The organism is Streptomyces boncukensis (assembly GCF_011045075.1).
GTDB lineage: Bacteria > Actinomycetota > Actinomycetes > Streptomycetales > Streptomycetaceae > Streptomyces > Streptomyces boncukensis.
The window spans coordinates 1-21,470 of sequence record NZ_JAAKZZ010000082.1 but is presented as its reverse complement, the minus strand read 5'-3'; the positions used below and the strand labels follow the sequence as shown (position 1 = coordinate 21,470).

Annotated in this window: 14 protein-coding genes; 4 read left to right on the top strand and 10 right to left on the bottom strand. The window is 72.7% G+C overall.

What is annotated here, in order from left to right:
* Both G5C65_RS10975 and G5C65_RS10970 read right to left on the bottom strand, forming a co-directional pair.
* Positions 1 to 3,111, bottom strand: a 3,111-nt coding sequence (locus G5C65_RS10975) for a type I polyketide synthase (RefSeq protein WP_277608039.1), incomplete at its 3' end; no start/stop codon positions are given.
* Positions 3,112 to 3,192: 81 nt separating this feature from the next.
* On the bottom strand, positions 3,193 to 4,059 hold the full coding sequence (locus tag G5C65_RS10970; RefSeq protein WP_165298565.1) for a sugar phosphate isomerase/epimerase family protein: 867 nt from the start codon (positions 4,057 to 4,059) through the stop codon (positions 3,193 to 3,195).
* Between the two features lie 259 nt (positions 4,060 to 4,318).
* Here G5C65_RS10970 and G5C65_RS10965 point away from each other — a divergent pair, with 259 nt between their 5' ends.
* Positions 4,319 to 4,966, top strand: a complete 648-nt coding sequence (locus G5C65_RS10965) for an O-methyltransferase (protein WP_165298564.1) — start codon at positions 4,319 to 4,321, stop codon at positions 4,964 to 4,966.
* A gap of 175 nt (positions 4,967 to 5,141) precedes the next feature.
* Here G5C65_RS10965 and G5C65_RS10960 read toward each other — a convergent pair whose 3' ends face one another.
* Positions 5,142 to 7,883: a helix-turn-helix transcriptional regulator gene (locus G5C65_RS10960; protein ID WP_165298563.1), complete on the bottom strand. Its 2,742-nt coding sequence runs from the start codon at positions 7,881 to 7,883 to the stop codon at positions 5,142 to 5,144.
* A gap of 346 nt (positions 7,884 to 8,229) precedes the next feature.
* On the opposite strand from G5C65_RS10960, the gene G5C65_RS10955 reads away from it, so the two are divergent.
* Positions 8,230 to 11,118, top strand: coding sequence for a helix-turn-helix transcriptional regulator (locus G5C65_RS10955; protein ID WP_338146317.1), 2,889 nt, complete (start codon positions 8,230 to 8,232; stop codon positions 11,116 to 11,118).
* 14 nt (positions 11,119 to 11,132) lie between these two features.
* Here G5C65_RS10955 and G5C65_RS10950 read toward each other — a convergent pair whose 3' ends face one another.
* The 5 genes from G5C65_RS10950 to G5C65_RS10930 form a co-directional block, all read right to left on the bottom strand.
* Positions 11,133 to 11,405: a hypothetical protein gene (locus G5C65_RS10950; protein WP_165298561.1), complete on the bottom strand. Its 273-nt coding sequence runs from the start codon at positions 11,403 to 11,405 to the stop codon at positions 11,133 to 11,135.
* Between the two features lie 221 nt (positions 11,406 to 11,626).
* Positions 11,627 to 12,034: an SRPBCC family protein gene (locus tag G5C65_RS10945; RefSeq protein ID WP_165298560.1), complete on the bottom strand. Its 408-nt coding sequence runs from the start codon at positions 12,032 to 12,034 to the stop codon at positions 11,627 to 11,629.
* Positions 12,035 to 12,080: 46 nt separating this feature from the next.
* Positions 12,081 to 14,297 (bottom strand): MMPL family transporter, encoded by a 2,217-nt coding sequence (locus tag G5C65_RS10940; protein WP_165298559.1) that lies wholly within the window; start codon positions 14,295 to 14,297, stop codon positions 12,081 to 12,083.
* 133 nt (positions 14,298 to 14,430) lie between these two features.
* A complete protein-coding gene (locus tag G5C65_RS10935) occupies positions 14,431 to 15,279 on the bottom strand; it encodes a DUF4097 family beta strand repeat-containing protein (RefSeq protein WP_165298558.1) in 849 nt (282 codons plus the stop codon).
* Between the two features lie 47 nt (positions 15,280 to 15,326).
* Positions 15,327 to 15,857 (bottom strand): YlcI/YnfO family protein, encoded by a 531-nt coding sequence (locus G5C65_RS10930; RefSeq protein ID WP_165298557.1) that lies wholly within the window; start codon positions 15,855 to 15,857, stop codon positions 15,327 to 15,329.
* Positions 15,858 to 15,947: 90 nt separating this feature from the next.
* Between G5C65_RS10930 and G5C65_RS10925 the strand changes: the two genes are divergently transcribed.
* Positions 15,948 to 16,850 (top strand): cation diffusion facilitator family transporter, encoded by a 903-nt coding sequence (locus G5C65_RS10925; protein ID WP_165298556.1) that lies wholly within the window; start codon positions 15,948 to 15,950, stop codon positions 16,848 to 16,850.
* Positions 16,851 to 17,122: 272 nt separating this feature from the next.
* On the top strand, positions 17,123 to 17,830 hold the full coding sequence (locus G5C65_RS10920; RefSeq protein ID WP_165298555.1) for a LysM peptidoglycan-binding domain-containing protein: 708 nt from the start codon (positions 17,123 to 17,125) through the stop codon (positions 17,828 to 17,830).
* Positions 17,831 to 17,928: 98 nt separating this feature from the next.
* On the opposite strand, the gene G5C65_RS10915 is transcribed toward G5C65_RS10920, so the two are convergent.
* Both G5C65_RS10915 and G5C65_RS10910 read right to left on the bottom strand, forming a co-directional pair.
* Entirely contained in the window at positions 17,929 to 19,551 is a 1,623-nt protein-coding gene (locus G5C65_RS10915) for a vWA domain-containing protein (RefSeq protein ID WP_165298554.1), read from the bottom strand.
* A gap of 506 nt (positions 19,552 to 20,057) precedes the next feature.
* Complete coding sequence (locus tag G5C65_RS10910; RefSeq protein ID WP_165298553.1) at positions 20,058 to 21,173, bottom strand: helix-turn-helix domain-containing protein; 1,116 nt, start codon at positions 21,171 to 21,173, stop codon at positions 20,058 to 20,060.
* Between the last annotated feature and the right edge of the window lie 297 nt (positions 21,174 to 21,470).

The following is a 21,470-nucleotide window of genomic DNA, read 5'->3' as shown; positions in this document are numbered from 1 at the left end:
GGCGTCGGGGGCACCGGGGGCGTCGGCCAGCGCGTGCCAGGCGAGCCGGTAGCGCCACGCCTCGCGGCTCTGGTGCTCCTGGGACTCCTGGCGCCACTGGGCCAGCGCGGGCAGCACCTCGTCCAGCGCGGCGGCGTCGACGCGGAGCCGCTCGGCGAGTCCGGGCACGTCGGCCCGGTCCACGGCGTTCCAGAAGGCGGAGTCCCCCGGCCCGTCGGCCGGGGTCCGCGGGGCCGCCGGGTCCGGGCGCGGCTCCCAGTAGCGCCGCCGCTGGAAGGCGTAGGTGGGCAGGTCGACCAGGCGGGCGTCCTGGCCGTCGAAGAAGCCGGGCCACGCCACATGGACGCCCCGGGCGTGGGCGCGGCCGAGGGCGAGGACGGCCTCGCGGATCTCGTCCCGGCCCCTGCGCAGCAGGGGGAGGAAGGTGATGTCCTCGTCGGTGGCCAGGCAGTCGGGGCCGGTGGCGGTCAGCGCGGCGTCCGGGCCGAGTTCCAGGAAGGTGGTGACGCCGTCGGCCTCCAGCCGTCTGACGCCGTCGAGGTACCGGACGGGGTCGCGGATCTGCCGTACCCAGTGGTCCGCGGTGACCGGGCCCAGCGGTTCGCCGGTGACCAGGGAGACCAGGGGGATCCCGGGCGCCGCGTAGTCCAGGGACTCGGCGACCTTGCGGAAGTCCTCCAGCATCGGCTCCATCAGCGGGGAGTGGAAGGCGTGCGAGACGGCCAGCCGCCGGGTCTTGCGGCCCTGCGCCGCGAAGCTGTCGGCGATCCCGTCGACGGCGTCCACGGCGCCGGAGACCACCACGGACGCCGGGCCGTTGACCGCCGCGAGACCGGCCCGGTCGCCGAGCAGCGGGGCCACCTCGTCCTCGCCGGCCTGGACGGCGACCATCGCGCCGCCCTCCGGCAGCTCCTCCATCAGCCGGCCCCGGGCCGCGACGAGCGCCGCGGCGTCCTCCAGGGTCAGGACCCCGGCGACATGCGCCGCGGCCAGCTCGCCCACGGAGTGGCCCGCGACGAAGTCCGGGGCCACGCCCCAGGAGGCCAGCAGGCGGAAGAGCGCGACCTCGACGGCGAACAGCGCGGGCTGGGTGTACCCGGTCCGGTCGAGGGCGTCCCCGTCGCTCCAGACCACCTCGCGCAGCCCGCGCTCCAGGTGGCGGTCGAGCGCCGTGCACACCTGGTCGAAGGCGGCGGCGAAGGCGGGGAAGGTGCTGTGCAGTTCCCGGCCCATGCCCACGCGCTGAGCGCCCTGGCCGGTGAAGAGGAAGGCGGTGAGCGCGCGCGACGGCGCGACGTCCTGCGCCGTGCCGGGCGACGGCTCGCCGTTCACCAGGGCGGTCAGCTCGCGCAGGAGGGCCTGCTGGCCCTCCGCGACGACGACGGCGCGGTGCTCCAGCGCAGCGCGGGACGTGGCCAGCGAGAAGGCGACGTCCACCGGGTCCAGTTCGGGGCGCGGGGCGAGGTGGGCCAGCAGCCGGGCGGCCTGCTCGCGCAGCGCGTCGCGGGACGCGCCGGACAGCAGCCACGGGGTGACGGGGACGACGGTGCCGGGGCGGTCCCGGTCCGTGGCACCGGGCGCGGCACCGGGCGCGGCACCAGGCGCGGCTGTCGGGCCCGGTGCCGCGTCCGTCTCGGTGCCGTCCGCCGCGCGGTCGCCCGCGCCGTCACCGGAGGCGGCTGCGGACCCGTCCCCGGACGCGACGCCGTGACCTTCTCCTTCGCTGTCAGGGCCGCTGTCAGGCTCGCTGTCGGCGCCGCTGTCGGCGGGCGGTTCCTCGATGATGACGTGGGCGTTGGTGCCGCTGACGCCGAAGGAGGAGACGCCCGCGCGGCGGGGGCGGCCGTCGCGGGGCGGCCAGGGCATGGCCTCGGTCAGCAGCTCCACGTCTCCGGCGGACCAGTCGACCTGCGTCGAGGGCTCCTCGGCGTGCAGGGTGCGGGGCAGCGTGCTGTGCCGCATCGCCATGACCATCTTGGCGATGCCGCCGACCCCGGCCGCGGCCTGCGCGTGGCCGATGTTGGACTTGAGGGAGCCCAGCCACAGCGGCCGGCCCTCCGGGCGGCCCTGGCCGTAGGCGGCGATCAGGGCCTGGGCCTCGATCGGGTCGCCGAGCCGGGTGCCGGTGCCGTGCGCCTCGACGGTGTCGACGTCGGCGGGGGTCAGCCCGGCGTTGGCGAGGGCCTGTTCGATGACGCGCTGCTGGGCCGGGCCGTTGGGCGCGGTGAGGCCGTTGGAGGCGCCGTCCTGGTTGACGGCGGAGCCGCGTACCACCGCCAGCACCGGGTGGCCGTTGCGGCGGGCCTCCGACAGCCGCTCCAGCAGCAGCCAGCCGACGCCCTCGCCCCAGCCGGTGCCGTCGGCGGCGGCCGAGAACGCCTTGCAGCGGCCGTCGGGCGCCAGGCCGCCCTGGCTGCTGAAGCCGATGAACGCGTCCGGGGACGCCATCACGTTGACGCCGCCGGCCAGCGCCAGGGTGCACTCGCCGGAGCGCAGGGACTGGGCGGCCCAGTGCAGTGCGGCGAGCGACGAGGAGCACGCGGTGTCGACGGTCACCGCGGGGCCCTCCAGGCCGAGGCTGTAGGCGACCCGGCCGGAGGCGATGGCTCCGTTGCTGTGGTTGTAGGGGTAGTCGTGGTAGACCATGCCGACGAAGACGCCGGTGGCCGTGGAGCGCAGCGCCGAGGGGTCGATCCTGCCGCGTTCCAGGGCCTCCCAGGCGGTCTCCAGTAGCAGCCGCTGCTGCGGGTCCATTTCCCGGGCCTCACGCGGGCTGATCTTGAAGAATTCCGCGTCGAACTCATCGGCCGAGTGCAGGAATCCACCGCGCCGTGTGTAGCTCTTTCCGGGCTTTCCGGGCTCCGGGTCGTAGATTCCTTCGAGGTCCCAGTCGCGGTTCTCCGGGAAACCCGAGGTGGCGTCCTTTCCGGCCGCCACCAGTTCCCACAGGTCTTCCGGGCTGTCCACCCCTCCCGGATAGCGGCAGCTCATGGCGACAATGGCAAGCGGCTCCCGGGCCCGATCCCTGGTCTCCTGGAGCCGTCGCCGGGTCTGTTTCAGTTCGGCGGTGGCACGCCGGAGATAGTCGCGCAGCTTGTCGTCACTCACCAACAACACCAACCAATCTGCCGCGGAGAGAGATGTCCGGGCCCGGCGCCGGACCCGGATCAACGGTTCACCAGTGCGGTGGCTCTAGGCGCGGGCGGCTTCCATCACCTTGCGGACGGCGGCAGCGGTGCGGTCCACGTTCTCCTGCGCGGAAAGCGGGCGCAGTTCGGCCGAGAGGATTTCCGCGGAGATCCGCACATCGACGCCCTTGGCGTCGAGTTCCCGGATGAGCCGCACCAGGTCGAAATCACCCTCGCCGGGCAGCTTGTTGTGGTGCAGGCAGTCGTCGAGACGCGACTCGTGGGGCTCGGCCGCCGCGTCCCGCAGCTCCAGGCCGAAGATCTTGTCGGCGGGCAGCCGGTCGAGCGCCGTCCACGGGTCGGGGTCCCGGAAGAAGTGCCAGGCGTCCACGACGAACCCGCCGTTGGGGCGGTCCGCGTCGAGAATGAGGTCGGCGGTGTCGGCGTAGTCGAAGCCGGGGTGGACCGACTGGGTCTCCATGGCGACCGAGACGCCGTGCTCGGCGGCCCGGTCGCAGACGGCGGCGAAGCGCTCCACGACCTCCGCGTGGGGCGGCAGGTCGGTCGGCGTCATGATGACGGTCTTGATGCGGTCGATGCCGAAGGTCCCGCACAGCTCGTACATGTGCTGCTCGCGGTCGCGGGCCATCTGCTGATACTCGGGGTAGCTGTCGCCGAAGTGCCAGGCGAAGAGGATCTGCAGCTCGCCGATGGCCACACCGTGGCTGTCCAGTACGCCCCGCAGCTCGTCGGCGCTGCGGTTCTTCAGCAGCTCGTCGAATTCGTCCGCGTCGAACCCTATTCCGGTGACCTCGTCCGACGAGGCAGCGGCGACACGTTCGTCAAAGGAGTAGCGAGGCGTTTCCCCCAGCGGAGCTCCGAGGAGGTGCAGATAAGGCAGGAACACGCCCTGCCGGTCGAGCAAACCCATATTCCGTGACTCCCGTTCGGATATTGACAGGGATCCGTGAACCGCGTCCCATTGAAGCTGAGCGGGTCGCGCCGACACCACAGGATCACCCCCCTAAGCGGAACCCCCACACCCCTAAGAATGAGCTCGTCAGGGGCTGGGCCCTGACGACGGCTGGGTGCTGTGCGTAGCATCGGCTCAGCGCCGCTTCGCATCGGCCGATACCGCTGCACCGGCCCGCAGCAAACCTTCCTGCACGCACGGCACGAAAGGCCCCGGAATGACCACGCTCTCTTCCGACCGTGTCCGCACGACACTGGACGCACTTTACGCCGACGAGAAAGTGAAGGACGAACCTGTCGTCGCCGCTGTCGTGGCCAAGAACCGCCCGCTGGGTTCGTATACGCACCAGGAGCAGACCGAGATGCTGGCCGAGGCGTATATCTCGGTTCCGCGCGAAGTCGGGGACCTGCTCTATGTGCTCGCCAGGAACCGGGGTGCGAAGCGCATCGTCGAGTTCGGCACGTCCTTCGGGATCTCCACCCTCTTCCTGGCGGCGGCAGCGCGCGACAACGGCGGCGAGGTGATCACCACCGAGTGGCACGCGGGCAAGGCCGAGGTCGCGGCGAAGAACATCGGCGACGCCGGGTTCGAGGACATCGTCGACGTCCGGGTGGGCGACGCGCTGGAGTCCCTCAAGGAGCTGCCCGGACCGGTGGACATGGTCTTCCTGGACGGCTGGAAGGACATCTACCTGCCGGTCCTCCAGGTGCTCGAACCCTCCCTCGCGCCCGGCGCCCTGGTGGTCGCGGACGACATGGGAACCCTGCCGGAGCAGCCGTACTTCGACCATGTGCGGGCCGGCGGCTACCACACCGTGCAGGTGCCCATCGGCGACGGCCTGGAGATCTCCACCCGGGTCGACTAGCCCGTGTCCGGCGGATCCTGCTGGGCCGAGGCTGCCCCTGCGGGGCGCGGGGCTCGTGTCCACAGCGGCTTCGCCGCGGGGCGCGCGCAACCACACACCACCCGCAGACTGCGACGAAACAGCAAGGGGCGGCCCGGACCCGGCGGGGGTCCGCCGGGTGCCGTTCGCACCGGCCTCACACCCCCGCGCCGAAATCCATCGGAAGCTCGTCCCGCCGTTTGATGCCCAGCTTGCGGTACACCCGGGTCAGGTGCTGCTCGACGGTGCTGATGGTGACGTAGATGCGCGCGGAGATCTCCCGGTTGGTGTAGCCCGCGGCAGCCAGCAGCGCCACCCGCCGCTCGGAGCCGCTGAGCTTGGCGAACTTGTCCCCCTGCCCCGGTGCCCCGCTCTCCTGCGGGACCGGGGCGCGGACGGGGACCGGCGGCGGCGCGGCGGCGGCCGCCGCGGCGGGGCGCGCCTTCTTCCCCTGGTGGCCCCGGGTGAGCCGGCGCGCCCTGCGGGCCGCCGTCCTGGCCTTGGTCTCCTCGCCCAGCAGGTGGTACGCCTGGCTGAGGTCGGCCAGCACGCGGGAGCTCTCGTACCGGTCGTCCACCCGCTGGAGCATGCCGAGCGCCCGTTCGAGGAGCGGGGGGCGCTCCACCGGCGGGCGCAGCGCAGCAGCGCAGCGCAGGGTGGCGCCGTGCGCCCTCGGCAGCAGCTCGCTCGTGCCGAACCAGGCGAGTTGCTCCTCGATCAGCGCTGCCGCCTTGTCCCGGCGCCCCAGCAGCAGCCATGTCTCGGCGGCGCCGACGCGCCAGGGCGCGAGGGCGGGGGTGTCGACGTCCCACTGCCGCATCCGCTCGCCGCAGGCCATGAAGTCCGCGAGCGCTCCGTACAGCCGCCCCGCCGCGAGGTGGTGGCGGCCGCGTGCGTACAGGTAGTGCAGGCCGGCGCGGGTGTCGAAGAGCGCCGGGTTGATGGGGCGGCTGACGCACTCCGCGGCGGCCTGGTGGTTGCCGGCCGCGGTGTGCGCCTCGATGAGGGTGGCCAGCAGCAGCCCAAGGCTGTCGTTCCACTCGTGGTGCGTGACATGGGCCATCAGTTCGTCGGCCCGCTCCACGGCCTCGGTCAGCCGGCCCTGGCGCAGCGCGACCAGGGCCCGGAAGCAGTGGGCCACCACCCGCCACACGGGCGCGTCCTCCGGCATGCCGAGGCCCCGGTCGCACCAGCGCGCGGCGTCGTTCAGCGCGTCGCTGTAGACGAGGGTGAGCAGGGCGCAGACGTAGACGTCGACGTCCTCTCCGGCCGCGGCCTCCTCGTCCGGCACCCGGACGGCCCGCCGCATCGCGGACGCGTCGTCCGTCCGGGTCAGCACCGTGACCAGGGCCTCGCAGGTACGCAGCAGCGGGGTGCCGTCCCGCTCGGCGCCCGGGTCCAGGTCGAGCTCGGCGGGCCGGGGGACGCCGGCGCGGTCCAGCAGCCCGGGGTAGTTGGCGGCCAGCGTCAGGCAGACGAGCCGCCACCAGGCCCGCTCCCCCTCCCGCGTGGGCCGTTCGGACACCGCCACATGCCGGATGATCTCCAGCGCGTCGTCGAAGTGGAGTGAGGCCAGCCGGGCGATGGCGACCCGCAGCGACTCGGCGCCGCCCAGCTCGTCGGCGAGGATCGGGGTCTTGAGGGCGAGCAGCCGGGCGTCGGCGGCGCCGAGGTCGATGAGGCTGTACAGCTCGGCGATCCGCCGCTGGTAGACGTAGTACAGATTCTTGTCGGTGCAGCAGGCGACGGCGAACTGGAGGCAGCTGATGGCGCGCCGGATGTCGTGCTCGGCCAGCGCCTCGCGGACGGCCTCGTCGAGCACGGGCAGGACCCACTCCTGGGGCAGCGGCCCCACCGAGCGGAGCCGTTCGACGACGGCGCCCGTCGGCTCCCCGGCCTCGTAGAGGAGTTGGGCCGCCCGGTAGCCGACCTGGCTCAGCGCCTCGGCGGGCATCGCGGCGAGCAGGGCCGAGGCGACGGCGGGGTGCCGGAACCGGGAGCCGCTCAGCAGTCCGACCGCGTTCATCTGCTCCAGCGCCCGCCGGGTCCTGGGCACGCCGACCCGGCTGAGCCGGCCCACCAGGGACAGGTCCCTGGTGTCGCCGAGGACGGCGAGGCAGCGGGTCACCTCCAGCGCGACGGCTCCCGCACGGCGGGCGCAGAGGTCGACGGCCTCCTGGAAGTTGTGGCCGGTGGGCGGGCCGTCAGACCAGCCGTCCTCCAGCAGCGCGTTGACGAGGAGGGGGTTGCCGCCGGTGAGTCCATAGTAGCGGGGGGCGAGTTCGGCCGCCCGGCGCCGGCCCCACCGGGCGGCGAGCCGCTCGGCGATGCCCTCCACGGTGAGCACGTCCACCCGGATCCGGCGGACCCCCGGCCGCTGGAGGAAGGAGCGCAGCGCGGCGGGGGCTTCGTCGCCGCGCGCCGGGTCCCAGGTGAGGACGAGGGCCAGCGGGCCGCCGCCGCGCAGCGCGTGCGCCGCGTACTGGAGGCAGTGCAGCGACTCCTCGTCGGCGAACTGGACGTCGTCCACGGCGATGAGCACCGGGCCGCGCGCGGTCGCCGCCGCGATGGCGCTGCACGCGTCACGGGCGACGGCACCGAGGTCGCCCGCGTGCGCACACCCCGGGCCCATGGGCTCCGCGTGGCGCCCCTGTGACAGTTCTGTTAAACCCAGAATCTTTTCCAGGGTCGTGTAGGGCAGGCACCGCTCGGCGCGCGAGCTGACCACGTGCAGCACGGTGACACCGGCCGCGGACGCCCGGTCCATGAGTATCCGCAGGGTTTCCGTCTTGCCCATGGCGGAAAAACCGCTGATCACCGCGATAACACTGTCTCCGGCGACGGTGTCGGTGACCAGCTCGTCCAGTCGCGTTCTGATGTCACTGTTTTCCGCGAACAATACACACCCCCGTAGACAGCCCGAATCCGACCGAAATAGCTGGATGCGCCTTACCCAGGCATGGCGTGGACCCTACCAACCGGCCCCACCCCTGCCACCCCCTAGGAGTCAGGGGTTTCCGGCACCCGGGCGAGAGCGTACGTTTACGGGTGCACGCTCCCGTGCCTTGGAAAACTCCAGGTCAGCGGCGAGTGAACAAGTCGAGGAGGACGCAGCACCCCCTGGTTGCGCTTGGGGCACCCTTGACCAAGACTTTGCTGCCTCCGGTTGACCCCCACCTTGCACTCTCCCTACGGTATCCGTCATAAACAGTTTCGGTCGAGTCGGTCAGCTGCCGGATTCGGCAGTGACACCGGATCAGCTCGGCCGGACGGTCAGATTCGGGGGACTGTTGCTGTTGTTGGCGGAACGTGCACACACAGTGGGCCGACTTGCCGTATGGCTCGACTCGGCCAACCGGGGAACACCTTTCACGGGGATGATCAGCGGGCCCGTCGGTATGGGCAAAACACTACTTCTCCATAAACTCGAAGAACACGCGGCGGCAAACGGTTTCGCCGTTCTCGGCGCGAGCTGTCAGCGCACCGAGCAGGACCGCCCGTATGCGGCCCTGCACCGGCTGCTCGACGGGGCCGGACTGTTCCGCGCCCCCGCCGAGGAGGCCCGGGACGCCACCCGGCGGGCCCTGCAGGCGATCGGGCAGCGGGCCGGCGGCCGCAGCGTACTGCTCGGCATCGACGACCTGCAGTACGCCGACCCCCAGTCGCTGCGCTGCCTCTACCACCTGGCGCACCAGGTCACCTCGGTGCCGCTGGCCGTCGTGTGGACCTGGGACCAGACGGGCGAGGGGCGCGCGGCCCCGCTCCTGGAGGAGCTCACCTCCCGCCCCGCCACGCACCGTCTCCGGCTGGGACCGATCTCCGTACCCGACGTCGCGGAGCTGATGGACGACCGGTCCGGGCCGCGCGACGGCGGCGACAGCGCCGACAGCGGCGACGCCTGTGATGACGGCGAGCGCGGCTGCGCCGGCGGCGACAGCGCCGCGGACGCCTACCACGCCCTCTCGGGCGGCAACCCGCTGCTGGTGGCGGCGCTGCTGCGGGGCGGCGACGGGCCCGGATTCCGCCGGGCCGCGCTGGCCTGCGTACGCCGCGCCGGCCAGTCCGCCGTCCGGGTCGCCCGGTCCGTCGCCGTACTGCGCGAGCACGCGACCGTGCACCGGCTCAGCAGGCTGAGCGGCAGCAGCATCCCGGCGGTCCGGGACGCCGTGCGCAAACTCACCGCGGCGGGCGTACTGGAGTGGTCGGACCGGCCGGAGGAAGCGGAGGGGCCGCGCTTCCGGCACCCCGCCGCCGCCGACGCCGTGCTCCAGGACGCCGGGCAGCGCAACCGGACGCGGCTGCGGCACGACGCGGCGCGGCTGCTGCATCTGGAGGGCAGCCCCACCACCGCGATCGCCGACCAGCTCCTCGCGGCGGGCCCGCTGCGGGAGGACTGGGTGCCGTCCGCCCTCCAGGACGCCGCGGCCCGCGCCCTGACGGCCGATCAGGTCTCGCTGTCGCTCCGCTATCTGCACCTGATGCGCGCCAGCTGCCCCGACGGGCCCGCGCGGCACACCGCGACGGCCCGTATCGCGGCGGTCAACTGGCTGCGCTCCCCCGGGGACCCGGGGCCCACCCGCGCCGCCAAGAGCCCGGTCCTGCGGGACGAGGTGGCCCCCGACGCCGGCTGGGCGATGGCCGAGCTCCTCCTGTGGCACCTGCGGTTCACCGACGCCGAGGAAGTCGTACGGCACCTGCGCGCCAGGGAGCGCGAGGGGCACGCCCCGGACCCCGGCGCGCACTCGGCGCGGTCCGAGGCGCTGCAGCTGCTGGCCGCCGTCTCCTACCCGGGGGTCGCCGCCCGCTTCGGACCGTCGGCCGGCCTCGGCTCCCGCTGGCCGGAGGCGACGGCGCTGGCCACCCACCCGCCGATGCTGCGCGCCCGCCTCGCGCTCGCCCGGGTGCTGTCCGGGCAGACGGACGGGCACACCGTGGCCCAGGCCGAGCAGGTGCTCCAGGACGGCGGCTTCTCGCACGCCTCCCTCGGCAACCTCACCCCGGCGCTGCTGTCCCTGGTCTACGCCGACCAGCTCGACTCCGCCGTCCTGTGGTGCGACCGCTTCCTTAACGGCCCGAGCAGCCACGACCTGCCCGCCTGGCGGTCCCTCATCGGCTCGATCAGCGCCCTGGTCTCCTTCCGGCAGGGGCATCTGGACCGCGCGCGGGAGGAGGCGGAGAAGTCGCTGGGCTGCCTGGCGGGCGAGAGCCCCGACTGGAACAGCGGCTCCGCGCTGACGCTGGCCACGCTCGCCGAGGTGCACACGGCCGTCGGCGACCGGGACCGGGCCGCGGAGCTGTTCTCCCGGCCGGTGCCCGCGGCGCTCTTCGCCACCCGGCCGGGGCTGCACTACCTCCACGCGCGCGGCAGGCTCCATCTGGCCTCGGGCCGCGCCCGCGCCGCGCTGAACGACTTCCTCGCGTGCGGCGAGCGGATGGCCGCCTGGGACATGGACACGCCGTCCCTCGTGCCCTGGCGGACGGCGGCTGCCGAGGCGTGGCTGGAGCTCGGGGAGCGCGGGCAGGCCCGGAAGGTGCTGGAGACGAACGCCGCGCTCGGCGACGCCCGGCTGCCGCGGGCCCAGGGCCTCGGGCTGCGCGGCCTGGCCGCTGCCAGCGACGTACAGGAGCGGCTGCCGGTGCTGGAGAAGGCGCTGCACGCGCTGCAGCAGAGCGGTGACCGCTACCAGGCCGCCGAGACCCTCGCCGACCTCAGCGAGACGTACCAGGCGCTGGGCGACAAGGCCAAGGCGCGCACCGCCGCGCGCCGGGCCCGCCGGATCGCGGAGAGCTGCCGCGCGGACCGGCTCTGCTCGACGCTGGTGTCCACCGCGGTGCCGCCCCTCGCAGCGTCCGAGCCGAACGGCGCCCTCGGCGGCGCCGAGTCCGGCTCCGGGACCGGCTCCGGGACCGGGACCGGCGCCGCCGACGACAAGTTCGCGCGGCTGAGCGAGTCCGAGCGGCGGGTGGCCGTGCTGGCGGCGCAGGGGTACACCAACCGGGAGATCTCCGAGAAGCTGCATGTCACGCTCAGCACGGTGGAGCAGCATCTGACGCGGGTGTACCGCAAGATGCGCATCAGAAAGCGGGACGAGCTGCCGACGGAGTTCCGGATCGACGTGCCGCAGGGCTGCTGACACTCATGTGACGCTCACGCGTCGTCGTAGAACAGCAGTCCGGCGGCGCGCATGTCGCCCAGCCAGGTGTCGAACTCGAAGCGCACCCACAGCGGGTCGGACTCCCAGTGCCGGGCGAGCGCCGCCACGGCGGGTTCGAGCTGGCCCGCGTGCTGCTGGAGGGCGATCCACATGGCGGCCATGGGCGGCGCGTACCGGTACGACTCGGCGGCCCACTCGCTGTACAGCTCCAGGCATCCATCGTCCAGAACGGTGACCGTCATGTCCCGTGCGAGCCTGATCGTCACGCACCTCCTGGGCCGGTCAGCGGGCGACCTAGAGTAACCGAGGGCCATGGCGTGGGCGCAAGGATCCGGAAACGGAAGGAGCCGGTCGCACGCGACGGGGGGCACATGCGACCGGCGGTCTTGGGCGGGCGGGCGGAGACGGAGCGGCCGGAGCCTGTCCGGATCCCGCGCCTTCCGGGGCGCGTCCGGCAAGCCCCGCCGGCCCCCGCCGGCCCCGGGGCCTAGCCCGCTGCGCTCAGCGTCGTCACCCCGTCGGTGAGGTTCTTGGAGAGGGTCTCGCCCATCTGGTTGCCCAGCTCCTCGGCGCCCGCGCCGTCGAGCTCCACCCGGTGCGTGATCCGGGCGCCGTCGCCGGCGGCCTCGACCCGGCAGCTGGTGCGGAGCAGCACCGTCTCGTTGACCGGCGACTCCATGACGAAGCTCTGCTGGTCCACCACCGCGGTGAGGGTGAACGGCACCTCACCGTAGCCGTTGGTGATCACACCCTCGGTGCCGGAGGCGAACGGGCCCTTCAGCTCGACCTTGGTGGTGCCCGGGTTCCACTGCGGCCAGGTGGCGAGGTCGACATAGCGCTCCCACACCGCGCTCACTGAAACGGCGCCCTCGGCACTCACTTCGTGATTCCACATGATGACTCCTGATATCGCTTTTCCTATGGGGCGTTTTCTACTTGTTTCAGCGAGCGGTGGTGGGCACCGGCTCCCGCTGGGTTTCCGCACGCGGCGCTTCCTCCGCTTCCGGGGAAGCTCCGTGCGAAAGATGAGGCAGCCAGCGCAGTACGCGCGGCATATACCAGTTCTTTTCACCGAGCAGCATCATGCAGGAGGGCAGGAGCACCATGCGTATGATGGTCGCGTCCAGCAGCACGGCGACGGCCAGACCGATTCCCATCTGCTTCATGTCCTGCATGGACAGCGTGGCGAAGACGGAGAACAGGGCGATCATGATGACGGCGGCTCCGGTGATGGCTCCCGAAGTGGCCCGCACGCCCTGCCGGATCGCCTCTCGGGTGGGAACTCCGCGGTCGTACATCTCCCGGATCCGGGAGACGACGAATACGTGGTAGTCCATGGAGAGCCCGAAGAGGACGACCAGGATGAAGAGCGGCATCCACGCCTCGATGACGCCGACGGGCTCGGTGTTGAGCCGGTCCGCCGCCCAGCCGCGCTGGAAGATTCCGACCAGCACACCGTAGGTGGCCACAACGGACAGCGTGTTGAGCAGAACGGAGACGATGGCGATCGGCAGGGAGTGGAAACTGACCAGCATGATCAGGAAGGTGACCCCCACGATGAAGAGGAACACCGGCAGAATGCTGTCGCCGAGCTGGTCGTTGAAGTCGACCGACGAGGCCAGTTCGCCGGTCACATAGGCGTGGGAGACGGCCGGGGCGAGCTTCCCGGGGACGAGGTCGTCGCGCAGGGTGCTCAGCGCCGCCTTGCTGCGCGCGTCCGCGCCGTCCCCGGCCAGCGGCACCCTGATCTCGGCGACGTTCTGCTCCTGGTACACGACGGTCCGCACGCCCTTGCCGAAGTCCTCGCTGCCGCGCGCGGCCCGGGTGAAGTCGGCCAGCGCCGCCTTGGTGCCGGGCGCGGTGATGTCCTCGGCGCTGACGACCACCGTCGCCGGGGCCGGACCGCCGGGAAAGGTCTTCGAGATCCGTTCGTAGCCGTCGCGCAGCGGCGCCGAGGAGGGGAGCTGCTTGTCCGGTCCGAGCTGCTCGGTCTTCATGTCGAGCGCGGGGTAGGCCATGGCCAGCAGCGCGCCGGTGGCCAGCACCAGGAAGAGCCCGGGGGCCGCCAGCACCGGCCACAGCAGCGCGCCGGCGACCGCGCCGCTGCGCCGCGGGCCGCGCCGCCGCGTTCCGCCGAGGAACGGCACCTTGCCCTTGTTCACCCGGTCGCCCAGCAGGGACAGCATCGCCGGGAGCACCGTCACCGACCCCACCATCGCGATGAACACGACCAGGATCGTGGCGACGGCGAAGCCCTTGAAGATGAGCAGCCCGGACAGGAACATCCCGGACATGGCGACGATCACCGTGAACCCGGAGACCAGCACGGCCCGGCCCGAGGTGTCCGCCGCGATCCGCAGCGCCGCCTCGGGGTCCCGGCCCGAGGCCCGCTCGTCCCGCTCCCGCCGCAGATAGAAGAGGCAGTAGTCGATGCCCACCGCGAGGCCGATCAGCAGCATGACCGAACTCGTGGTCTCGAACATGTGCATTTTCACGCTGACGAGCGCGAGCAGTCCACTGGCCGCCACAAAGGCCGTCATCGCGAGCAGGACCGGCAGCAGCGCGGCGACCAGTGCGCCGAAAGCGATGAGCAGAATACCGAGGGCCAGCGGAACAGCGGTCCATTCGGCCTTTTTGAAGTCGTCTGCCATCAGGTCGTCGAGCCAGTGTTCCGCACTGGCCTCACCGAACTGGTGGATGCTGACGTCGTCGTGGTCGCGCTCGGCGGTGGTGATGACGTCCAGCACGGGCTGTACACGGTCGGCCGCGGTGTCGGATTTCCCCTTCACCTCGAAGGTGATGAGCGCGGACTTTCCGTCCTCGGAGCGCAGCGGGCCCGACACGCCCTGGACTTTTCCGGTCTCCTTGATGTCGCCCATGAGTTCCCGGGCCACGCGCACCTGGCGCCCTTCGGACCCGGAGGTGACCATCACCATTTCATCGGCGGGGTCGTTGATTCCGGCGTCCTCCAGAATCTGCCGCGCGCGGGCCGAGTCCCCGGCGTCCAGTTCCGCCTGGCTGGCCTCGTGCAATCCCTGCATCCCGCCGACGCCCGAGGCGACGAAAACGAAAAGCAGCCAGCCGATGACCGCCGTCTTGCGATGTCGGGTACTCCAGCCCCCGAGCCGGGCTGCGACGCTGCGCCTGGTGCCTGCCATAACGCTCCATCCCAGGACAGCGTGCCCGCCCCGTCGAAACTGTTTACCACCTACATCGTTGAGTTTAGGTTATACGCAGATCCCGGGACCCTGTCAACGGATCCCGGGGGGCGGACAGCTGGCGGAGGGGGCGTCAGTCGCGCCCGGCGCGGAAGATGTCGATGTCCCCGAGGCTGGTGCGGGCGCGCACGGCGAGCGTCTCGGCCGCCTCGCCCGGGCCGCCGACGGACTCCAGGGAGCTGCGCACCTGGCCCGCCTTGGAGTCGGCGTCCAGCCAGACGGCCGTGCCCTCGCGCACCCCCACCTGCAGATCGCCGGCGCTGGTGTCCAGCTCCAGCGCGCCGCGGACCGCCTCGGCGATCCGGATGGCGCCGTTCGCGGACCTGGCGGTCACCGAGGCGTGGGCCCGGCCGATGGAGATGTCGCCGTTGGCGACCTTCAACCGCAGCTCGCCCCGGGCCTCGTCCACCCGGGTGGTCCCGTTGGAGTTCTTCAGCTCGGCGGAGCCGCCCAGCTCGCCGGCGCGCAGGGCGCCGGAGGCCGTGGTGAGTTGGGCGCTGCCCGCGGCGTACTCCACGGCGACGTCGCCGTACTGCGTCACCGCGTGCACCGCGTCCGCGCGCGCGACGAGGATGTCGCCCGCCGAGGACTTCAGCCGGCAGTCCCCCAGCCGCCCCGTACAGGTGAAGTCCCCCATCGAGGCGGTGCCGTGCACCTCGGAGCCCTCGGGCAGGGTGATCTCCACCGAGACCGAGCCGGGCCTGCTGAACAGGCCCCGCCCCTTGGGCGTGGCGACCAGCAGCCTGCCGTCCGCGTACGAGACGCGGGTCTGGTCCGCCGCCTTCACATCGGCCTCGCGGTCCGGGTCGCCCGGGTGCACGGCCACCGTGCTCTCCGGCAGCCCGGACGCGGCGATACGGGTGGTCCCGACGGCGACGTGGAGCGTGAGGGAGACCGGCGCGGGGGTGTCGAAGCGAGGCATGAGAGGTCCTGTCGTCTGTCGGATTCCGGTCACGGCACTAGGTGTTCCTAGCGGACCCACCCCGTGAAGCTCTGGCGTCCCCAGCTTCCACCGCGCTGGGACGGCGCCGTACCGGCCGCCGGCTCCACCGCCGCCGAGACCGCACGCACCAGCCAGGCGTTGAGCGAGAGCCCCTCGCCCGCCGCCGCCTCCTCGGCGCGCTGCTTGAGATGGGTGGGCAGCCGCAGGTTGATCCGCGCGGTGCCGCCGTCCTCCACCGGGGGCGCCTGCGGGGCGGCCTGCGGCGCGGGCGCGGGCCCCGCGTCCTCGTCGGGCCGGTCGCCGGCCGGGGCGTACGGGGGCGCGGTGACGACGAAGTCGGGGTCGAGCCCGCGCAGACGTACGTCCACGGAGCCCGGCGCCAGCTCGCGGGTGATCTCGCCCATGGCGTCCGAGAGGACGTTCAGCAGCGCGAGCCGGGCGGCCGACTCCAGCGGAGCGGCCAGGCGTTCGGCGAGGGCACGGGACTCCTCGCCGCCGGATTCCGCGGCTGCCGCGAGTTCATGGCGGAGGTTGTCGACGTACGGGGTGAGATCCATGGCGTCATTATGGCGCCACACCGCACCGGAGTGGCTCAGTCCGGCACGTTGCAGCCGGGACAGGGCGGGGTGCGCTGCTACGTTGCGGGAATGGGGCACGACCACGGACCCGGGTCCGCCGGCAGCCGGCACCGCGGGCCGCTCGCCATCGCCTTCTTCCTCACCCTCGGCTATACGGCCGCCGAGGTCGTCGGGGGCGTCGTCTTCGACTCCCTGGCGCTGCTGTCGGACGCGGCGCACATGGGAACGGACGTGATCGGGCTGGGCATGGCGCTCGCCGCGATCACGCTGGCCCGGCGGGAGGGGCCGCGCCGGCGCACCTACGGCACCTACCGGCTCGAAGTGCTGGCGGCGCTCGCCAACGGGCTGCTGCTGTTCGGGGTGGCCGTCTATGTGCTCGTCGAGGCCGCGCTGCGCTGGGGGGCGCCGCCCGAGGTGCCGGGGCTGCCGCTGCTGCTGGTCGCGGCGGGCGGCCTGGCCGTCAACCTGGTCAGCTTCCGGTTGCTGGCCTCGGGGGCGAAGGAGAGCCTGAACCTCAAGGCCGCGTATCTGGAGGTGCTGGGCGACCTGCTCGGCTCGGTCGCGGTGCTGGTGGGCGCCGGGCTCATCCTGCTGACCGGCTGGCGGTACGTGGACCCCGTGCTGGGCGCCGGGATCGGGCTGTTCATCCTGCCGCGCGCCGCCCGCGTCATGGGCCAGGCGCTGCGGATCCTGATGGAGACGGCCCCGCCGGGGCTGGACGTGGCCGCCGTCGAGGCGGATATCGCGGCGCTGCCGGGCGTCGTCGAGGTGCACGACCTGCACATCTGGACGCTCACCTCCGGCATGGACGCGGCGAGCGGACATGTGGTGGCGGACCCGGGCCACCGGCCGACGGACGTGCTGGAGGGGGTGCTGGACCGGCTGGACGAGGAGTACGGCATCACGCACGCCACGATTCAGGTCGAAGAGCCAGGGCAGCGGCGGGACGTCCCCCGGCACCCCACCCATTAGAGGGTGTTCCGTCCTGGATTGCGCACGTCACATTCAAACCCCCCCGCCCTGTGACGCTTGTCTCCGCGGGGCTATGTCACAGGGGTCCGGGGCGGAATGGTGCGTAAGAGCATCACCTGCACAGACGTAACTGTCAGGTGTCAAGCGCCTGTACCGAGCCTTCACGGGGCTTCTTGGACGCATCCGGATACGTGTGCTTACTGTCGCTGCGCTCGACCCGTTCGCCTCCGTTCCGGGGGCGGACAGCCGCGACTGTAAGGAAACGAAAGACCATGCTGTTCTCCGGCAAGGGCCGTCACCGTCGTCCCTCCAAGGCCGTTCGCATCGCCACCCTCACGGGTATCGCCGGTGCCGCCGTCGCCGTTCCGCTCATGTCCGCCACCGGCGCGCAGGCCGCCTCGGTCGACACCTGGGACAAGGTTGCCCAGTGCGAGTCCGGCGGCAACTGGTCCATCAACACCGGCAACGGCTACTACGGCGGGCTGCAGTTCAACCAGTCCTCCTGGGCCGCCGCCGGCGGCACCCAGTACGCTCCCCGCGCCGACCAGGCCACCAAGGCGCAGCAGATAGCCGCCGCCGAGAAGCTGCTCAAGATGCAGGGCCCGGGTGCCTGGGGCTGCGCCGGTGCCGGCAACCTGACCTCCGGCGGCCCCTCCGCCAACGTGAACCCGGGCGGCAGCGGCCAGCAGACCCAGAAGCAGGCGCAGCCCAAGCCCACGCAGCCGCAGCAGCAGCAGAACCAGCAGCAGCGGCCCGCGCAGAAGCCGGCGCAGAAGCCCGTCCAGAAGCCGGTGCAGCAGGCGCCGCAGCAGGCTCCGCAGACCGGCTCTGGCAACTACACCGTGAAGTCCGGTGACACCCTCTCCACCATCGCCGCCGCGCACGGCACGAGCTGGCAGAAGCTGTACCAGGACAACAAGTCCACGGTCGGCGGCGACGCCAACCTCATTCTGCCCGGCCAGAAGCTGCAGGTCGGCTGACCCGCCGCAGCACCCGCCGCAGACTGCCGTGACCCGCGCCTACCCCGAGGGCGCGGGCCACGGCCTCCTCTCGACTACTCGGCTACTCGGCTTCCCGGCTACTCGACCTTCCGCGCCCGCTCGATCGCGCGGGCCAGCTCGGTCACCTCGCCGTCCTCCGTCCGCTCGGCCAGGCCGCGCGCCTCGGCGCGCAGCGCGCCCAGCGGGCGTCCGCCGGGCAGCGCGGCCCGCTCGCCGGCACCGCCGTCGTACGTACCCGGGCCGCGCGAGCGCAGCGCCTCGGCGAAGTACGCGGCGACCGCGGCCACCCGCAGCCGCGGCGAGGTGTCCCGGGCCTCCTCGCCCCACAGCGCCCGCGCGGTGAGCTCCCGCGCCGACACCCGCCGGGACCGCTCGTGCGGCTCGCGGTCCCCGGGGCCGAGCCAGCGCACCCTCGCGGTGGCCGCGTGCCCCTCGGCGCCCTCCTTCAGCCGCACCGCGTACAGCGCGGTGACGGTGTGGCCGGGGCCGACCTCGCCGCCGTCCACCCGGTCGTCGCGGAAGTCCTCGTCGGCCACCGCGCGGTTCTCGTAGCCCAGCAGCCGGAAGTCGCGCACCGTGTCGGGGTCGAAGGTCACCTGGGCCTTCGCCTCCCGGGCCGTCAGCTCGATGTTGCGCGGGAGCCGGGTGACGAAGACCTTGCGGGCCTCGTCGCGGTCGGAGATGTAGGCGGTGTGCCCGTCGCCCTCGTTGGTGAGCCGTTCCATGAGCGCGTCGCCGAAGGAGCTGCCCACGCCGACGCCGAACAGGGCGATGCCGTGGTCCTCGCGGTACGAGGCGACCCGCTTCAGCATGGAGCCGGCGTCCGTGCTGCCGGTGTTGGCCAGCGCGTCGGAGAGCAGCACCACCCGGTTGGTGCTCCCCTTGCGCTTCCCCTCGGCCGCCTCCTCATAGCCCCGGGCCAGCCCGGCGTCCAGGTTGGTGCTGTCCCGCGGCTTCAGCTCGCGCACGGCGGCGCGCAGCCGGGCGCGTCCGCCGTCCTTCCCCTTCCCGCTGCCCATCCTGGTCGGCGGAAGCACGGTGCGGGCCTCGCCGCTGAAGGTGACCAGCGCCACCGAGTCCTCGGCGCGCAGCCGGTCGGCCGCCATCGTCAGCGCCTGCTTGGCCAGGTCCAGCCGCCCCGGCTCGCCCATCGAGCCGGAGACGTCCAGCACAAAGGTGAGCGTGGCGGGCGGGCGGTCGGCGGCCGGTCCCTCGGGCTTGGTGGCCAGCCCGACACGCAGCAGCGACCAGCCCTCGGCCCCGGTGCGCGCGCCGTCCGCCGACACGGAGAAGCCGCTGCCCGAGGGGCGCCGGTAGCCCTGCCGGAAGCTGTTGACGAACTCCTCGGTCCGCACGGTGGCCGGTGCGGGCAGCCGCCCGGCACGGAGCGTACGGCGGGCGTAGCCGTAGGACGCGGTGTCGACGTCCAGGGCGAACGTCGAGCGGTAGTCGGACGGCCCGGACGGCCCTCCGGGCGAGGCGGACGGGGCGAACCGGTCCGCGGCGTCCGCGCCCTCCCGGCCGTCGGCCGGCGCGCCGCCACCTGCGCCCCCGCCGCTGCCCCCGCGAGCGCCCTTGGCCGCTTTGTCCCGCTGCGCCTCGGCGCCCGTGGACTCGTCGGATCCGCCGCCCGTACAGCCGCCGGTGACCAGCGCCGCCACCAGCGCCACGCCCGCCCACCTGCTCCACCCGTACCTCATCCGCGCCGCCCCCTGCTCCGTCCCGTGGGCCGTCTGTCGCGACTGTGACGCGGGGGAAGGCCGCCGGGACCCAGGGCGCGGATTGCGAACCGGTGACGATTCCGTCCGTACGGAGAGCCCCGTCCGTACGGAGGGGCGCGGTGACAGAACCCACACACTTTGCGATTCCGGCAACAACGGCTTCCGCGCCCGGTAACCGCCGGCACACCGGAACGGACGCGTTCACGACAGGAAGCCAGTGCCTTCACCCCCGTCGAAGGCACCGGCTCCCTGCGAACACCGCTCTCTCCCGGTGCGGCGTGCCGACATCCTGGCACTCCCCAGCGCCGCAGCACACTTCCCGAACCCGGCAATTTCCATGTCGCGTATACGTCCCGCTCGGGACGGAACCGCGCCCGGTTCCGGCGGTGATCAACACATGTGCTGCGGCTGCGCCACGGCACTGCTACAGCGTGCCGGGGGCCGATTGCGTTACAGCTGCCGCCCGCGCGGTCACGATCGCGCGGTCATGACAGGTCGGCGTCGGGCCATCCCAGCAGCCGTGCGCCCAACTCCGCCGTCTCCAGCGTGAAGCGCTGCAGCGCGTCCCCCGGGTCGTAGCCGGTCAGGGCGCGGATCCGCTCCAGGCGGTAGGAGAGGGTGCGCACGCTCACCCCGAGCCGCCGGGCGGCCTCCGCGTTGACATAGCCCGCGGCCGCGCACACCTCCAGCGTCTCCAGCAGCGGGCGGGCGCCGCCGCGCGCCTGGGTGAGCGGTCCGAGCACGGTCCGTACGAGGTCCGCCATCGCCGCCCGGTCCCGCAGCAGCACCGGGAAGACCAGCAGCTTGCCCGCGTGCACCCGCACCGTCCCGATGCCGATCTGCTCCGCGAGCCGCAGCGCCTCCACCGCCTCCTCGTAGCTGCGCACCACCCCGCCGGCACCCGCGTGCTCCCGCCCGAGGGCCACCCGCCGCGCCGCCGTGTAGCCGCGCCCCGGCTCCTCCGCGAGCCGCGCGAACGCGTCCACCACCGCGCTGTCGCCGCGGGCCGCGATGCACACCAGCCGCCCCTCCTTGGTGGAGAGCAGGACGTCGTGCTCGCCGAACCTGCCCAGCAGCTCCCGCTCGATACGGCGCACGGTGGGGTGGACGTCGTCGTACTTCTCGGGCGCGGCGGCGACGGCCACCACATGCCGGTCGGCCAGGTGCAGGCCGAACCGCTGCGCGCGCTCGGCGAGGCTGCCCAGGTCGCTGCGCCCGTGGAGCAGGTCGTCGATGAACTCGCGCCGCTCCCCCTCCTCCTGCCGCACCGCGTGCCGCTGCGCGCGCTCGTGCCCCTCGCCGAGCGCCGCCACGACGGCGTCCACGGCGCCGAGTACCGAGTCCCCGGTGCGCACGTGCTGGCGCGCCCCCATCAGTCCCGCGCTGAGCACGCCGGGCAGGGTCCCCCACAGCCGCCGGGTCTCGGTGAGGTAGAGGCCGACGAGGCCGCGCAGTCCGTAGCCGCTCTCGGCGGCGCGCTCGCCCAGCTCGCGGAAGTCGTCCAGCTCCTCGCGGCGCGGCAGCCTGCCGGTGTCCGAGATGTCGGCGAGCAGCCGGGGGTAGTGCCCCAGGAAATCGCTGGGTATCGGCTCGCGTCTCACGTGGCTGCTACTCCCCTTCCGCTGTGCCACCGCGGCTCGGGGGGCCGTCGGCGAGGGCACAGCGTATGCGAGTTCCCCGGGGAGGTCCTCTTGCGCGTATCCACGGGCAAACGAGTACGGTGTCAGGAAGACGTCAAGATCATATAAAAGGGTGTGCCGGGAAGTCTGGTCGGCGACGCGGGGTTACCCGTGCCCGTAGGCCGTCCGTACGTACGCAACCGCTCCGGAGACTTCGTGAAGCCGTCAGACACCCCTGATCCCTCGACGAGCTCTTCCCCCAGCGAACCCAGCACCACC

What these genes read in the sequence shown, in the direction of transcription:
- G5C65_RS10970 (WP_165298565.1), bottom strand. Translation starts at nt 4,059, where the DNA reads ATGGGTTTGCTCGACCGGCAGGGCGTGTTCCTGCCTTATCTGCACCTC.
- G5C65_RS10965 (WP_165298564.1), top strand. Translation starts at nt 4,319, where the DNA reads ATGACCACGCTCTCTTCCGACCGTGTCCGCACGACACTGGACGCACTT.
- G5C65_RS10945 (WP_165298560.1), bottom strand. Translation starts at nt 12,034, where the DNA reads ATGTGGAATCACGAAGTGAGTGCCGAGGGCGCCGTTTCAGTGAGCGCG.
- G5C65_RS10940 (WP_165298559.1), bottom strand. Translation starts at nt 14,297, where the DNA reads ATGGCAGGCACCAGGCGCAGCGTCGCAGCCCGGCTCGGGGGCTGGAGT.
- G5C65_RS10935 (WP_165298558.1), bottom strand. Translation starts at nt 15,279, where the DNA reads ATGCCTCGCTTCGACACCCCCGCGCCGGTCTCCCTCACGCTCCACGTC.
- G5C65_RS10930 (WP_165298557.1), bottom strand. Translation starts at nt 15,857, where the DNA reads ATGGATCTCACCCCGTACGTCGACAACCTCCGCCATGAACTCGCGGCA.
- G5C65_RS10925 (WP_165298556.1), top strand. Translation starts at nt 15,948, where the DNA reads ATGGGGCACGACCACGGACCCGGGTCCGCCGGCAGCCGGCACCGCGGG.
- G5C65_RS10920 (WP_165298555.1), top strand. Translation starts at nt 17,123, where the DNA reads ATGCTGTTCTCCGGCAAGGGCCGTCACCGTCGTCCCTCCAAGGCCGTT.
- G5C65_RS10915 (WP_165298554.1), bottom strand. Translation starts at nt 19,551, where the DNA reads ATGAGGTACGGGTGGAGCAGGTGGGCGGGCGTGGCGCTGGTGGCGGCG.